This is a genomic window from Cohnella xylanilytica (assembly GCF_014212175.1).
Taxonomy (GTDB): Bacteria; Bacillota; Bacilli; order Paenibacillales; family Paenibacillaceae; genus Cohnella; species Cohnella xylanilytica.
The window spans coordinates 25,629-40,221 of sequence record NZ_JACJVR010000018.1 but is presented as its reverse complement, the minus strand read 5'-3'; the positions used below and the strand labels follow the sequence as shown (position 1 = coordinate 40,221).

The window sequence follows — 14,593 nt, the reverse complement described above, 5'->3', positions numbered from 1 at the left end:
TGCCACCTTGCCCGCGACCCCGAACTTGTACATATTCCCCGGGCTTTTGGCATAGGATGGAGGCGAGGCCGAAATTCGGGCATGTCCGATTCGTCCGGCGAAGTCGGCCAAGCCGAAGAAGAACCGGGAATCCGATCGGACGGCGGGGGTGGGTATTCCGATGAGAACGACGTCGACCGCGCGACTGGCGGCGATGCTGGTGTGCGTGGCCGTCCTGCTGGCGGCCGGCCGCTACGGTCCGCTGCGCGATTATGTACAAGCCGTCAAAAACCGGGAGCCGGCGGCGATCGCCTTCCTGGCCGACGCGGACCGCCCGGATCTGAAGGAGCGAATCCGCGCCGAAGCGTCCAAACGCCGGATCGAGCCGACCGACGCGGTCATCGATCGGGTGTGGAAGGCGATTCCGGGCTATAACGGGCGCGAAGTGGACGTCGAAGCGACCTACGCGCAGGCGAGGGCGCTGGGTCTTAAGCCTTCGGCCGATAACGAGGCGATCCCGTGGGTGTACCGGGAGCTGTCGCCGAAGATCGGGCTGGACGATCTGCCTCCGTCTCCGATCTACCGGGGCAACCCGAACAAGCCGATGGTCGGCTTGATGATTAACGTGGCCTGGGGCAACGAGTATTTGCCTTCCATTCTGGATACGCTCGAGAAGGAGAAGGTGCGCGCTACCTTCTTCTTCGACGGCAGCTGGCTCTCCAAGAACGCCGACGTCGCCCAGAAGATCGTATCGGCGGGGCACGAGGCATCCAATCACGCCTACACCCACCCGAACATGAGCCAGCTCGGAGCCGCGCGCCAGCGGGAGGAGATCGGACGCACGGAACGGCTGCTGAAGACGAAGCTCGGCGTTCGCAACGTCTGGTTCGCTCCGCCTTCGGGCGACTTCAACCAGACGACCGTCCAGGCCGCCTCGGAATACGGGCTGAAGACGGTCCTCTGGACGCTGGATACGGTCGATTGGAAGAACCCCCCGGCCTCGTCCGTCGTCGCGAAGGTGAAGGCCGGAGTCCAAGCCGGGACGCTGATCCTGATGCACCCGACCGAGACGACCCGCGACTCCCTGCAAGCGATCATCCGCTCGATTCGGGCCAAAGGTCTCGTGCCCGGAACGGTATCCGACACGCTGTCCGAGAAGCGGCTCGAGTCGGAGCCGGGCGCCTCCTAACCTTATGAAGCGGGCAAGCCGCGGAATTGGACGAGCGTTCCAGATCTTCGGTTGAGCCGGGTGTCGATATTTGTTATAGTGTTACTATTGATCTTTAGGGGGAAATCGGGTGAACAAATATACATTGAAGAACGGTCTGCGCGTCATGATCGAATCGATTCCGACCAGCCGTTCGGTATCGTTCGGCATCTGGGTGAAGACCGGTTCCCGTTACGAGACTCCCGAGAACAACGGGATCTCCCATTTCATCGAGCACATGCTGTTCAAGGGAACGAAGCGCCATACCGCGAAGGAGATCGCGGACCGGTTCGACGGGATCGGCGGCAACGTGAACGCGTTCACCTCGAAGGAATATACGTGCTACTACGCGAAGGTGCTGGACCAGCACCTGCCGATCGCCGTCGACGTTCTCTCCGATATGTTCTTCGAGTCGCTGCTGTCGGAGGAAGAGCTCGCCAAGGAGAAGAACGTTATTCTCGAAGAGATCTCCATGTACGAAGACACGCCGGACGACACCGTCCACGATCTCGCTTCCCGCGCGGCCCTCGGCGACCATCCGCTCGCCTATTCCATTCTCGGCACGGCGGAACGGCTGAACGCGATGGGGCCCGCAGACCTCAGGAAGTACATGTCCGAGCGCTATTCGATCCCGAACACCGTCATCAGCCTCGCGGGCAACGTCGGAGAGGAAGTGCTGGAGCTGCTGGAGAAGCACTTCGGCCGGTTCGACGTCGCCGGCACGAACGTGTCGCTGACGACGCCGACGTTCCGGTCGGACGCGAGGTTCCACAAGAAGAAGACGGAGCAGAACCATCTGTGCCTCACGTTCCCGGGCTGTTCGATCGAGGATCCGAAGATGTACGCGATGATCCTGCTCAACAACACGATCGGCGGAGGCATGAGCTCCCGCTTGTTCCAGGAGATCCGGGAGAAGCGCGGCCTCGCCTATTCGGTCTATTCCTACCATACCTCCTACGCGGACAGCGGCTTGTTCACGGTATACGCCGGAACGGCGCCGAAGCAGACTCAGGACGTGTACGATCTGACGCTGGAGATGCTGGAGGAGATCAAGGCCAAGGGGCTGACCGAAGCGGAGATTCATCGCGGCAAGGAGCAGCTGAAGGGGAACCTGATCCTGAGCCTCGAGAGCACGAGCAGCCGGATGAACCGGCTCGGGAAGAACGAGCTGATGCTCGGCCGCCATTATACGCTCGACGAGATGCTGGAACGCATCGACGCGGTCACGATGGAAGACGTGAACGAGATGATCGCGAGAATCATGAACGAGACTTGTTCGATCGCGCTGGTGGGAGCGCAGGAGAAAGTGTTGTCGGGACTAGGGAGGGAATTTCTTGTATCCAGTGCAACTGAAGCGGCTTCCGGGGAATGAGGACGTCGCGCTGCCGCGCAAGATGTCCGAGTGGGCCGCGGGATTCGATCTGCATGCGGCCGTCGGCGAACCGCTGACGCTGGCGCCCGGGGAACGGGCGCTCGTGCCGACGGGCTTCGCGATGGCGATGCCGAAGGAGCTGGAAGCGCAAATCCGGCCGCGCAGCGGCCTCGCCTATAAGCACGGGATCACGTGCCTCAATTCGCCGGGCACGATCGATGCCGATTACCGCGGAGAGGTGAAGGTGCTGCTCATCAACCTGGGCCAGGAGCCGTTCACGATCGAGCGGGGGGAACGCATCGCGCAGATGGTGTTCCAGACGGTGCCGCAGGTAAAGATTGAGGAAGTGAGCGAGCTGTCCGAGACCGTGCGCGGCGAAGGCGGCTTCGGCCACACCGGCCGGTAAGCATCGACCGCATCGACTATAGCGACGCCAGAGCTTCGCCGGCGCAGAGGGAACGATTGTCCCTCTCGCCGGCGAAGCTTTTTTTAGCCGAGGAGAGTGTCACGGCCTTACGAACGTGCCGGCGGGCAAGCGGCATTCGACTCCCGTACAAGCGAACAATTCAGCGGGAATCGGGCCGCATCACCAGCACCCCGTCCCGAAGGTGCACATAAACATACGATATAGACAACCTTCGAGGACGAATGCTCCGTGACGGCGACCGCTCGCCTTCCCGTTGTTCTGCTCCCGTTCGTCCTTCACCCGTCCAGAAGCGAAGGGAGGGACCCCGAATGCTCGCCTTATTGGTCATCGTACCGTCCGCCGTGCTGCTGTATTACCTGCTCAAGCCTCCCGTCGAGCCTCTGTCCGACAACGCGTACGCCGAACCGGACGCGGCCCCTGGCGCGATAGAGCCCCCCGTTCAGCCCGGCCCCGCCGTCGGATCGGCCATGATCCCGGCGACCCGATCCGCGGGCAAGTAAAGCAAGGACAACCGTCTGCTCAGAGGTGACGACAAGTGTTCGATTCGGTCTCGGATACGCTGACCCTGATCTCCTTCCTCATGACGGTCCTGCTCATTATGTGGCGCCCCAAAGGCTTGAACGAAGCGATCCCGGCCACGATAGGCGCGCTGGTCGTCTGGCTGGCCGGAGGCGTGTCGGGAGGCGACCTGGTCGACATCGCGGAGACGGTCAGCGGCGCGGCGATCACCATCATCGCGACGATCGTCATCGCCATGGTGCTCGAGAGCGCGGGGTTCTTCCACTGGGCGGCGGCCGGATTGGCGGCAAGGGCCAAGGGCTCCGGGTACAGATTATTCCTGTACGTGAATCTGGTCTGTTTTCTCATGACGCTGTTCTTCAACAACGACGGAAGCATCCTGATTACGACGCCGATTCTCATCATCCTGCTCAATCGGCTGAAGCTGCGCAATCATCAGAAGATTCCCTATCTGTTGTCCGGTGCCTTGATCGCCACCGCGTCGAGCGCCCCGATCGGAGTCAGCAACATCGTAAACCTGATCGCTCTGAAGATCGTCGGCATGACCCTGTACATGCATACGATGATGATGTTCGTACCGGCGACGCTCGGCCTGCTGTTCATGCTCGGCCTGCTGTTCCTGTGCATGAAGCGCGACTTGCCGCGGGAATTGCCCAAGGTGTCCGTCGGCTACCGCTTGGCGGGCGGGCCGCCGGGGATCGGGATCAACCATCCGTTGGGGCCGGTTCCTCCCCTTGACAACCTGAAGCGGCAGACAAGGCTCATGAGGAACCTGTTCCTGTTCGTCTTCGCGGTCCGTCTTGGCCTGTTCGGGGCTTCGTACGCCGGCATTCCGATCGAATGGGTCGCCGTCGCCGGGTCGGTCGTACTGCTGTCGTGGAGATGGGCCTATCTGAAGATCGCCCCGAGCGATATCATTCGCAAAACTCCGTGGCACATCCTGATCTTCGCGTTCGGCATGTACGTCCTTGTGTACGGCTTGCACAACATGGGAATGACCGATCGGCTCGTGGAGCTGTTCCGACCGCTCGTCACCGGCAACCTTCTGAACGCGAGCCTGCTCATGGGAGGCCTGCTGACGGCGCTGTCCACGCTGTTCAACAACCATCCCGCCCTCATGATCGGGACGCTCACGCTGAACCAGATGGGCCTCGACCCCTTGTCCCTGAAGATCGCCTATCTGGCCAACGTCATCGGAAGCGACATCGGATCCCTGCTGCTGCCGATCGGCACGCTCGCTTCGCTGCTCTGGTTCCACCTGCTTCACAAGCACAAGATCAAGGTAGAGTGGAAGGAGTATCTGAAGATAACGGCGATGGTCATTCCGCCGACTCTCGTGTTTACGTTGATCAGCTTGTATTATTGGGTTAAATGGATCGTCCCTTATACGGGATTGTAGCCTTCGATCGTCCGATCCGGCCAGAAGCCGCTCTGTCTCGGCCAAGCGCGCGAAGCGGGAAGAGCGGCGGGTCGGCGAAGGAGGAATCGTCGGGGAATCGGGCGGGAAAATGAACCGGTACATAAAGACGGCCCCTGCCGATTGTCAGGCAGGGGCCATTGTCGCGCGATCGAGCCTCAAGGCCGGCCGGGACGCGCCTTCGAACGGGACGGAGCCGGACTTACCGGCCCCGTACGAGCTGCAGCTTGTAGACGTATTCGAACAGGAACTCGAACGCTTCCAGATGCTTCTTCGCTTCGAACGCGTCGCGTCCCCAAGCGTAGATGCCGTGCTTGCGCAGCAGGATGCCCGGGATGCGGGGATCGAGCCGATCCGTCACTTCCGGCACGATGCGGGGGATGTCGGCGAAGTTGGAGACGATCGGCACGTCGATGACGGCTTCCTCGTCCCAGATGTTGAACGCCTTGATCAGCTCCACGCCTTCGACGGGGACGGCGCGGCGATCCCAGAACAACTCGGAGACGAGGCTGTTGTAGACCGAATGAATGTGGAAGATGGCGCCGCAGCCGGTCTTGCGGTAGATCTCGCAGTGAATGAGGGTCTCGGCGGACGGCTTCAGCGCCGTCGGCTCGCAAGGCTTGCCGGTCTCGTCGATGAGCAGGAAGTCCTCGGGCGTCGACGCCGCCTTGTCCTTGCCGCTCGCGGTGACGGCGAAGACGAAGCGGTCCGGCGCGTAATCGCCGACCCTCATCGACAGGTTGCCGCTCGTGCCGGGGAACCAGCCGCGCGCGGCGAAGTCGGCCTTCACGATGCCGAGCTCGCGATAGACGCGCTGCTTCTCCTCCAGCAGAATCGTCGGGCGTTGTTGTTCGCTCATGCTCTCCAGTCTCCTTGCTCCAGATGGTGAACGACGTCGTGGAACGTCTCGAACGGAATATGCGGCAGGCCGAGCTCCCGGCATCTCTCGGTCAGGTGGGACCGGGAGAAGACGAGATCGACGAGCTTCGCTCCGGCGAAGTCGGTAATGCTGTCGCCGATCAGGATGCGAGCGTACTCGTCCTTCGGGAAGCGGCGGATGACGGCGGTCTTGCACATGCCGCAGTCGTTGTCGCACTCCTCGTCGCACGAATGCGGCCAGGTGATCTCGATCCGCTCTCCGCTGAAGTCGCTGCCGTTGCAGAAGATGTGATCCTCCGGAATGCCGAAGGGAGCGAGCAGGGGATAGACGAAGAAGTCGATGCCGCCGCTCGTGACGAAGAACTCGACGCCGTTCCTCTTGCACCAGTCGAGAAGCTCCCGGAACCCGGGGCGAATGCCGGCGGTGCTCAGAATATAGTCGGTAATCTCCTGCTTCATGGAAGAAGGAAGGAGGGCGAACATCTCGCCGACGCCTTGGCGGACCGACTTCTTCAGGGCGACGATGTCCTGGACGATCGGCTCCCAGCCTTCCGGGTTGAAGTGCTTCATGACGGCGACGATATTGTCGCTAAGCGTGATCGTTCCGTCGAAGTCGCAGAACAGGACCGGCGGCTTGGAGCCGCTAAGCGGGCGCTTGGTCTCCGCGCCTTCGGCCGCCTTGTTCGCGCTATTCGTGCTGTCGTTCGTGCTGCTTATCGTTGCGCTCATGCGTGGCGGACCCCCCAGCGTTCGATGGCGATTCTCAGTTCTTCATGCCGCTTCGCATATTCGGCGAGGTCCTGACCCGCGGCGACGGCGTCCATCGCTTGGCGGAACGCCTTGCCTCCGGCGGCGGCTCCGAGCGGATGGCCGTGCACGCCGCCTCCCGCGTTCACGACGACGTCGCCGCCGAAGTCGCGCAGAATGAGCGGGACGAGGCCGGGGTGGATGCCGGCGGACGGAACGGGGAACGCCTTGGGCAGCGGCAGCGCCTCGTCCACGAGAGCGGCTTGGACCGCGAGGTTCTCTTCCTTCGGCATGACGACGGAGCCGTACGGGGAAGGGAAGAGCGACAGGTCCGCCCCGGCGATCCGGGTCAGCTTGCCGAGCAGCAGCGGAGCCGCGATGCCGTGATGCGGGGACGGATAGAACGCTCCCGCGAGCGCCGGGTGCGCCGCGATCGGCACGTCGATCGACGGGTCGTTCGCGAGCTCCGCCAGCGCGTCGAACCCGTAGGCGAGCACGTTGAACAGGAGGCCGTTCGCTCCGGCGTCGATCGCCCGCCGCGCGTTCTCGCGAAGCTTCGAGGTCGGGCCGGTCAGATTGGTGAAGTAGATCAGCTTCTGGCCGGTCTCGCGCTCGGCCTGGCGCGCCGCGCCGATGCACGTCTCCACGCGCTTCTCGAGCGGAGTGAGCGGGTTCTCGAACAGAATCTCGTCGTCCTTGATCAGGTCGACGCCGCCTAGCGCCTGCTGGAGGAATTGCTCTCGCAGGCCGTCCAGGTCGTAGCCGATGACGGATTTGAAGATGCTCATCAGCAGCGGGCGATCCTGGATCCCGAGCCGGTCGCGGACGCCCGCGATGCCGAACTTCGGGCCGGAGAACGCCGACAGGAAGTCGGAGGAGGGCTTCAGGTCGAGCAGCTTGATGCGGCCGTCCATCGACAGCTTGCCGAAGACGGTGACGAGCAGGGCGGGCAGGTCGCGGCTGAAGTTGGCGTCGGGATAAGCGATCGTGATGTCGGCGTATCTCTCGCCCGGCGCGGCGCCTTCCGGCTCGTGGGCATCGACGGAGACGACGAGGCCGAGGTGCTTCTCCATCTTCCGCTTGGTCACCTCGGGCAAGTCCGTCCAGCTGCCGACGGTGAGGCCGACGGCGATGCCCTCGGCTTTCTTGCCGAAGTCGGCTTTGTCGTCGAATAGGCGATAGGTGGCGGTGGTGTATGCTTGTCCGTTGCGTACGTCCATTCGGATCCCTTCTTTCTCGTCGATCTAACGATGGCGTCCGACGATCTCGTCGGACTATCGCTTCAGACTATGTTCAGTCTATGACGTTCAGACTATCAGAATTGGCGATGGGGCGGGACCGCCTCGTCGGAAGACGATAGGAGACGGCGGAAGACGGCGGGAGGCGCTTCGCTGCGGCGTTCAGCGGGCGAGCGCTTCGTCGGCGATCGCTTGGCCGAGCTCGCCTGCCCTCTCGGCGCAGCGCCGCATGCCTTGCTGGACGGCGTCGGCGAAGCCGAGCCGTTCCATCGTCTCTAGCGCCGCCTGCGTCGTGCCGTTCGGCGACGTCACCTTGCGGCGCAGCTCGGCGGGCGCTTCGCCCGTGAGCCGGACCATCTCCGCCGCCCCGCGCACCGTCTGCACGGCGAGCTCGCGGGCGGCTTCCGGCGCGAGACCGAGGTCCACGCCGGCCTGGATCATCGCTTCCATCATATAATAGATGTAAGCGGGGCCGCTGCCGGAGACCGCCGTGACGGTCTCGAGCAGCCGCTCTTCGACGACCGTCGTCAGTCCGACGGCGTCGAACATGGCGAGCCCGAGCTCGCGTCCTTCCGGCGAGACCGCTTCGGAGAAGCTGATGCCCGTCGCCCCGAGCCCGATCGTGCTCGAGGTGTTGGGCATCGTGCGGACGATCGGCTGCTTGCGGCCGATCAGTCTCTCCATCGTGTCGATGGAGAGGCCCGCGATCAGCGAGACGACGATCTGCTCGGGACGCAGCAGGGATTTAAGGGACAGCAGGGCTTCGGCCGCGTCCTTCGGCTTCATGCCGAGGACGATGACGTCGGCGCCGGACAGGGCATCTTCCTTCGCGGCCGGCTCGATCGCCGGGACGACGCCGTAACGGCTTTGCAGCTCGAGCAAGCGTTCCTTGTTCTGGCGGTTCATCACATGAATCAAGGAAGGCGCGGCGACCCGCTTCTCCGTCAATCCGCGCAAGATCGCCTCGACCATCGAACCGGCGCCGTAAAAACAAATTTTCGCGTTCCCCAGAGGGGATCTCGATTCCGGGTTGCTCATGGCTATCTTATCTCTCCCAATCCTGTCTTATGGATGGCTTGGCCCGTTCGGCACTATTATCCCCGTACTTGGCCGTTGCCGGTAACGATGAACTTGGTCGACGTCAGCGCGGGCAATCCCATCGGTCCGCGAGCGTGCAGCTTCTGCGTGCTGATGCCGATCTCCGCGCCGAAGCCGAATTCGAACCCGTCCGTGAAGCGGGTGGAGACGTTATGGTACACCGCGGCCGCGTCCACTTCCTGCAGGAACCGCTCGGCGTTCTCCTTCGTCTCGGTGACGATGCACTCCGAATGCATCGTGCCGAAGCGGCGGATATGGTCCAGCGCCTCGTCGAGACCGGATACGACCTTGACGTTCAGAATGTAGTCGTTGTATTCCGTCGCGAAATCTTCGTCGGTCGCGGAATTCGACCAAGGCACGAGATTCCGCGTCGCGGAATCGCCGCGCAGCTCCACGCTCTTGGCGCGGAAGCTGTCCGCGAGAGCGGAGAGATGGCGCTTCGCGAACGCCTCGTGCACGAGCAGCGTCTCCATCGAGTTGCAGACGGACGGCCGCTGCACCTTGGCGTTCAGGGCGATCGCTTCCGCCATCGCATAATCGGCGGTATCGTCGATGTACGTGTGGCAGATGCCGGCGCCCGTCTCGATGACGGGAACCGTCGCGTTCTGCACGACGTTCTGGATAAGCGCCGCTCCGCCCCGCGGAATGACGACGTCGAGCAGTCCGTTCAGCTTCAGCATCTCGTCGACCGAAGAGCGGTTCGGGTCTTCGATGATTTGGAGCGAATCGGGCGGAAGGGCGGTGGAGGCGAGCGCCTTCCGCAGCGTCTCCACGATCGCCCTGTTCGAGTCGATCGCAGCAGATCCTCCGCGAAGGACGACCGCGTTGCCCGTCTTCAGGCACAGACCCGCGGCGTCGACCGTCACGTTCGGCCGCGCTTCGTAGATCATGCCGACGACGCCGATCGGAACCCGGCGCTTCTCGATGTGCATCCCGTTCGGCCGGTCGAACGATTCGAGCAGGTCGCCGACCGGGTCGGGCAGCGCGACGACTTCCCTAAGACCGTCGGCGATGCCGGCGATCCGGTCCGGGGTCAGCTTCAGCCGGTCCAGCAGGGAAGGGGAGGTGCCATTCTCCTCGCCTCTCGCCAAATCCCGCTCGTTGGCGGCCAGAATCTCGTTCTGGTCCGCGATCAGGGCATCCGCCATGCGAAGCAGAGCATCGTTTTTCTGCTCCGTCGTCATGCGGTTCAGCGTCGCGGCCGCTTGCTTGGCCAATGCGGCCTTCGTTCTTACTTCACTCATGGATTTCCGCCTCCTTCTGTACGTGGGTCGTCACCCATTCGTCGCGATGGATCACTTCCACTCTTGGCGCTTCGACGCGCCTTTGCGCTTCCTCGCTCGGCAGTCCGGCGGCCGCGGTCACTTGCCAGACCGCGTAGTTCGTGACGCCTCTTCCGAGCGTTTTGCCTTCTTCGTTGATCACCTCGACGACGTCGCCGAGATGGAAGTCGCCTTCGGCCCCTCTGATCCCGGCCGGGAGCAGGCTCTTGCCGCCATGCAGCAGCGCCGCTTCCGCTCCGCGGTCGACAACGATCCTTCCTTGGGGGACGGACAGGAAGCCGATCCATTTCTTCTTGGCCGGGAGGGAGTGGAGGGAGGTCGTAAAATAAGTCCCTCTGCCCGAGCCCTCCACCGCCTGGACCAGCTCCCCGGGCTCGGTGACGCGCCCGATGAAGGTCGCGACGCCGCCGCCCATCGCGATTCGGGCGGCTTCGATCTTGGAGCGCATGCCCCCGGTTCCGACCGAAGAACCGGCGCCTCCCGCGATCCGGTACAGCTCCTCCGAGATCACGTCGATCCGGCCGATCCGCTTCGCGTTCGGATCCTTGCGCGGATCCGCCGTATAGAGCCCTTCGATGTCGGTGAGAATGTACAGCCCGTCCGCCTTCGTCAGGTTCGCGACGAGAGCCGACAGCGTGTCGTTCTCGCTGAACTTGAGCTCGTCGGTCGCCACCGTGTCGTTCTCGTTGATGATCGGAACGGCCCTCAGCTTCAGCAGCTCCTCGATCGTGCGTTCCGCGTTCTGCGCTCTCCCGCGGTTGCCGAAGTCCGGCCGCGTCAAGAGGATTTGCGCGGCGGGAATGTCGTGCGCGGCGAACGCCTCTTGATACGCCTGCATGAGCAGCGCCTGCCCGACGGCCGCCGCCGCCTGCTTCTCGTGCACGAGCTTCGGCCGCGTCTCGTAGCCGAGCCGGCGGAAGCCCGCCGCGACCGCGCCCGAGGTGACGAGCAGCGTCTGCACCCCTTGGCGGTGGAGCTTCGCGAGCTCGTCCGCGTAAAACCGAACCCGCTCCCGGCTTAAGCCTCCTTCCTCGGAGGTGAGGGAGCTGCTTCCTATTTTCACGACGATACGTCGGTTCATTCCGGTCACCCGATCCTCTCCTAGCAACTTGGACAAACAAAAAAACTTCCGCCCTCATCAAAGGACGAAAGTTGCCTTCCGCGGTACCACCTTCATTGACGCCGTTATCTTCGGGATGGACGGCGCCCTCTTGGATTCCTGGTAACAGCAGGAACTGTCCGGCTCCTCGCCGGCCGCTCGGGGTTGGGGGAAAAGGAGGGCGAAGGCGAATTCTCCCAGCCGCGGAATTCGCTCTCTGAACATGCCGGTTCCTCTTCGTTACCCGTCATCGCGTTTAAGCTGTGATCCGCCCGTCGCAGGCGGCATCGATTAATCCTTAGAATACCACGCGCGTCAAGCCTTGTAAAGGAATTGAAGCCCTCCTTAGAGCCGGACTGCTCCGCCAACTTCCGCTAGTCCCCTTATCCCCGCGGCTCAGTCGGGAAATGGTGCGCATAGGCTCCTATCCCCATGACTCAGTCAGACTAAGGTGCGCAAAGGCTGCTATCCCAGGGACTCAGTCGGGTTATGGTGCGCATAGGCTCCTATCCCCATGGCTCAGTCGGGGTTGCGCGGCATTTCGTCTCCTATCCCCATGAGTCCGTGCACACGTTGCAAGGGACATGTCACAAACGGAAAAAGGACGGTCCGAATGGGCAGCATTATCGCCTCGGTTCCGTCCGCAAACCTGCTCCAATTGTCAAATCAGCGATGGGGAGATGTAAGCCATGTCCGTCCGCGATCACGCCGCGATATTTGCTGTTTTTATGCGGTCACCTCGAGAACAGCCGTACCAAGTAGAAGATGAACGACAATACGACGCTAACGACGATACATGTGACGATTGGGAAGTAAAACCGTACGTTTCCCTTTTCATACGAAATATCTCCTGGAAGCCGTCCGAAATTCAAGAAACGTCCTCCGACCATCCAGATGAGGCCGACTACGACCAGAAGGATGCCCAATCCGATAAGAACCTTCGGGAATGTCGCCATTCGTCCCTCCGAGCCGGTTAGTCGTTAGGCGTGCGATCCAAGTAGAGGCGGGTGACTTCCGTATATTCTCCTCGTTGGCGTTCTTCCTCCGTCGGCTCCGCCTCGAGCGAATTGTGGGTGTCGATGCTGGGAGCGAACGTGGGCTCATGCTCCGGCTCGTCCGTTCGGGGATGGGCCTTGATCGGGGGATCGGTAAATTGGTTGTGTTCCGTCAACGATATGCACCGCCTATGGTTTGGTTTTCCATATGGTGCGTCGCGAATGCGATTTTATGCATCGCATCGGCTCTCCCGTGCGACCTCCGCGCACATGCGATATTGCCTCCTGACACCCCCCGTCTCCTATCCCTGCGGCTCAGGGGGCGTCATCGTTGTTGAAATAGCCACAACTAGCCGGCGACGATCCGGTCTCCCCGGTTTTTGCGCTCTTCCCCTGAACGAAAGGGATAACGAAAAGAAGATCCCGATGAGTCCCGGTCAGTTCTGAGCGAGGGGGATAGGAGACAAGGGCGCAATAAAGGCGCGTTGTGTCCGGAATGGAGGGGATAGACGACGATGTGCAAGAAGAACGAGGCCACTGAGCGGAAGGGATAGGGGACTAAGTCGTAATAGAGAGGAAGGGACTGAGCGGGAGGGATAAGACACTCGGCGCTGTAGAGCGAGAGGAACTGAGCGAAGGGGATAGGCGTCTATGGGGTAAAAATGGGAATCGTTCGAAGCAGAGGGGATAAGCCGCTTGCGAATCGATAGGAGGACGGAGGAACGACGGAGCGTCTGACGAGCCGGGATCGAAGAGCGACAAGGGGAAGACGCGAAAAAAAAGGGCGAAGCGATGGCAGGCTCACCGGGAGGGGGGAGCGACCTGCCAAGTCTTCGCCGCTTCTAGCCGCTCCTGGACCCACGCGCCTGATCCAAGGGGATAAGAGACGATATCGGCTGAATTCCGAATGTGCCGCATTCGGCGGCAATTAACAACGAGGCAACGATGTCACCGGAAAAGCTGCAGCTTGCCGACCCGGCGGATCGCCTCGACCAGGCGCTCCTCCGGAGCGAGAAGTCCGAGCCGGACGTAGCCTTCTCCGTGCTCGCCGAAGCCGTTGCCCGGAGCGACGACCACGTCGGCCCGTTCGAGCAGCAGGTCGGCGAATTCCATCGACGTGTAGCCTTGCGGGACGGGCAGCCAGCAGAAGAAGGAGCCCGCCGGCTTGGAGGCCTTCCAGCCGATCTCGTCCAGGGCGCCGAAGAGGGCGTCGCGGCGGCGTTCGTACGAGCGGACGAGCTCCTTCACGGAATCCTGCGGGCCCGTCAACGCTTCGGCGGCGGCTTCCTGGATGCCTCCGAACAGGCTGCAGTAGTAGTGATCCTGGATCAGGTTCAGCATCTCGACGATCTGCGCGTTGCCGAGGGCGAAGCCGACCCGCCATCCGGCCATGTTGTACGATTTGGACAGCGTGTAGAACTCGACCCCGACCTCCTTGGCGCCCGGCGTCTCCAGGAAGCTGACCGGCCGGCGGCCGTCGAAGCCGATGGCGCCGTACGCGAAGTCGCTGGCGACGACGATGCCGTTGTCGCGGGCGAACTTCACCGTCTCCTCGTAAAACTCGCGGGTAGCCGTCGCCGCCGTCGGATTGTTCGGGTAATTGAGGAACATCAGCTTGGCGCGGGAGACGCTGTCCGGGTTCAACGCGGCGTAATCCGGCAGGAAGCCGTTGCTCTCGAGCAGCGGCATGAACGCCATCTCCGCGTTCGCGAGCGCCACGCCGGACCAGTAATCGGGGTAGCCGGGATCGGGCACGAGGCAGACGTCCCCGGGATTGAGCAGGCATTGGCTGATCTCGACGAGCCCGGTCTTGCCGCCGAACAGGATGGCGACCTCCGTCGCGGGATCGAGGTCGACGCCATAGTCTTCCTTATAACGGCGGGCGACCGCTTCCTTGAGGAACGGGAAGCCGCGGAACGGCGGGTATTTGTGGTAGAGCGGGTTCTCGGCCGCCGACTGGAGCTTCTCGACGATCGGACGCGGCGTCGGCAGATCGGGATTGCCCTGGCCGAGGTTGATGACGTCCGCGCCCGTCGCCGTCCGGGCGTTCGCCTTGGCGACCAGCTTGGCGAAAAATTGCTCCGGCAGCGTCTTCAGCCGCTCCGCCGGTTGAATGTTCATCGTTGCAGTCATAATGGACGTTCACACTCCAGCTTCCAGTCAAAGTTAGGTTGAATGTAGCACATGTTAACGGCATAGGCAATCGGAAAAGGCGGAATATCGCCCTCCAAGCCTTGTCGCCGCGCCGGGAATGGGGTACGATGTTGATCAACGAACGAAGTCAACGAGATTGCGACGGCGAGACGACGGCCGAGGCGGCCGCGCCGTTCAGA

14 protein-coding genes are annotated in these 14,593 nt (G+C 62.5%); 5 read left to right on the top strand and 9 right to left on the bottom strand.

Annotated features, from left to right (window positions below):
- Window positions 1-160: 160 nt before the first annotated feature.
- From H7B90_RS05300 to H7B90_RS05280, 5 genes are all read left to right on the top strand, one after another.
- Window positions 161-1,168: a polysaccharide deacetylase family protein gene (locus H7B90_RS05300; protein WP_185134816.1), complete on the top strand. Its 1,008-nt coding sequence runs from the start codon at window positions 161-163 to the stop codon at window positions 1,166-1,168.
- 109 nt (window positions 1,169-1,277) lie between these two features.
- Window positions 1,278-2,558 carry a M16 family metallopeptidase gene (locus H7B90_RS05295; RefSeq protein ID WP_185134815.1) on the top strand — a complete coding sequence of 427 codons (1,281 nt, stop codon included), beginning with the start codon at window positions 1,278-1,280 and terminating at the stop codon, window positions 2,556-2,558.
- Entirely contained in the window at window positions 2,521-2,964 is a 444-nt protein-coding gene (gene dut / locus H7B90_RS05290; protein ID WP_185134814.1) for a dUTP diphosphatase, read from the top strand. The genes H7B90_RS05295 and dut overlap by 38 nt, the downstream gene beginning before the upstream one ends.
- Window positions 2,965-3,293: 329 nt before the next feature.
- Window positions 3,294-3,485, top strand: a complete 192-nt coding sequence (locus H7B90_RS05285; protein ID WP_185134813.1) for a hypothetical protein — start codon at window positions 3,294-3,296, stop codon at window positions 3,483-3,485.
- Between the two features lie 35 nt (window positions 3,486-3,520).
- Window positions 3,521-4,903, top strand: coding sequence for an ArsB/NhaD family transporter (locus H7B90_RS05280; RefSeq protein WP_185134812.1), 1,383 nt, complete (start codon window positions 3,521-3,523; stop codon window positions 4,901-4,903).
- A gap of 220 nt (window positions 4,904-5,123) precedes the next feature.
- Here H7B90_RS05280 and mtnB read toward each other — a convergent pair whose 3' ends face one another.
- The 9 genes from mtnB to H7B90_RS05235 all read right to left on the bottom strand — a co-directional run bounded on the left by mtnB (window position 5,124) and on the right by H7B90_RS05235 (window position 14,393).
- Window positions 5,124-5,780, bottom strand: coding sequence for a methylthioribulose 1-phosphate dehydratase (mtnB, locus tag H7B90_RS05275; protein ID WP_185134811.1), 657 nt, complete (start codon window positions 5,778-5,780; stop codon window positions 5,124-5,126).
- Complete coding sequence (locus H7B90_RS05270; RefSeq protein WP_185134810.1) at window positions 5,777-6,529, bottom strand: 2-hydroxy-3-keto-5-methylthiopentenyl-1-phosphate phosphatase; 753 nt, start codon at window positions 6,527-6,529, stop codon at window positions 5,777-5,779. Before H7B90_RS05270 ends, mtnB begins: the two co-directional genes overlap by 4 nt.
- Entirely contained in the window at window positions 6,526-7,767 is a 1,242-nt protein-coding gene (locus H7B90_RS05265) for a 2,3-diketo-5-methylthiopentyl-1-phosphate enolase (RefSeq protein ID WP_185134809.1), read from the bottom strand. The genes H7B90_RS05270 and H7B90_RS05265 overlap by 4 nt, the downstream gene beginning before the upstream one ends.
- Window positions 7,768-7,947: 180 nt before the next feature.
- Window positions 7,948-8,823 carry a pyrroline-5-carboxylate reductase gene (gene proC, locus H7B90_RS05260; RefSeq protein WP_185134808.1) on the bottom strand — a complete coding sequence of 292 codons (876 nt, stop codon included), beginning with the start codon at window positions 8,821-8,823 and terminating at the stop codon, window positions 7,948-7,950.
- 56 nt (window positions 8,824-8,879) lie between these two features.
- Window positions 8,880-10,127, bottom strand: coding sequence for a glutamate-5-semialdehyde dehydrogenase (locus H7B90_RS05255; RefSeq protein ID WP_185134807.1), 1,248 nt, complete (start codon window positions 10,125-10,127; stop codon window positions 8,880-8,882).
- Complete coding sequence (gene proB, locus H7B90_RS05250; RefSeq protein WP_185134806.1) at window positions 10,120-11,247, bottom strand: glutamate 5-kinase; 1,128 nt, start codon at window positions 11,245-11,247, stop codon at window positions 10,120-10,122. The genes H7B90_RS05255 and proB overlap by 8 nt, the downstream gene beginning before the upstream one ends.
- Window positions 11,248-11,999: 752 nt before the next feature.
- Complete coding sequence (locus H7B90_RS05245; RefSeq protein WP_185134805.1) at window positions 12,000-12,221, bottom strand: DUF2905 domain-containing protein; 222 nt, start codon at window positions 12,219-12,221, stop codon at window positions 12,000-12,002.
- Window positions 12,222-12,238: 17 nt separating this feature from the next.
- Window positions 12,239-12,436, bottom strand: coding sequence for a hypothetical protein (locus tag H7B90_RS05240; RefSeq protein ID WP_185134852.1), 198 nt, complete (start codon window positions 12,434-12,436; stop codon window positions 12,239-12,241).
- A gap of 772 nt (window positions 12,437-13,208) precedes the next feature.
- Window positions 13,209-14,393, bottom strand: a complete 1,185-nt coding sequence (locus H7B90_RS05235; RefSeq protein ID WP_311772687.1) for a pyridoxal phosphate-dependent aminotransferase — start codon at window positions 14,391-14,393, stop codon at window positions 13,209-13,211.
- Window positions 14,394-14,593: the final 200 nt, after the last annotated feature.

Bases quoted from the DNA above. Each gene is read 5' to 3' on its own strand.
- H7B90_RS05300 (WP_185134816.1), top strand. From the start codon at position 161: ATGAGAACGACGTCGACCGCGCGACTGGCGGCGATGCTGGTGTGCGTG.
- H7B90_RS05285 (WP_185134813.1), top strand. From the start codon at position 3,294: ATGCTCGCCTTATTGGTCATCGTACCGTCCGCCGTGCTGCTGTATTAC.
- mtnB (WP_185134811.1), bottom strand. From the start codon at position 5,780: ATGAGCGAACAACAACGCCCGACGATTCTGCTGGAGGAGAAGCAGCGC.
- H7B90_RS05270 (WP_185134810.1), bottom strand. From the start codon at position 6,529: ATGAGCGCAACGATAAGCAGCACGAACGACAGCACGAATAGCGCGAAC.
- H7B90_RS05265 (WP_185134809.1), bottom strand. From the start codon at position 7,767: ATGGACGTACGCAACGGACAAGCATACACCACCGCCACCTATCGCCTA.
- proC (WP_185134808.1), bottom strand. From the start codon at position 8,823: ATGAGCAACCCGGAATCGAGATCCCCTCTGGGGAACGCGAAAATTTGT.
- H7B90_RS05255 (WP_185134807.1), bottom strand. From the start codon at position 10,127: ATGAGTGAAGTAAGAACGAAGGCCGCATTGGCCAAGCAAGCGGCCGCG.
- proB (WP_185134806.1), bottom strand. From the start codon at position 11,247: ATGAACCGACGTATCGTCGTGAAAATAGGAAGCAGCTCCCTCACCTCC.
- H7B90_RS05245 (WP_185134805.1), bottom strand. From the start codon at position 12,221: ATGGCGACATTCCCGAAGGTTCTTATCGGATTGGGCATCCTTCTGGTC.
- H7B90_RS05235 (WP_311772687.1), bottom strand. From the start codon at position 14,393: ATGACTGCAACGATGAACATTCAACCGGCGGAGCGGCTGAAGACGCTG.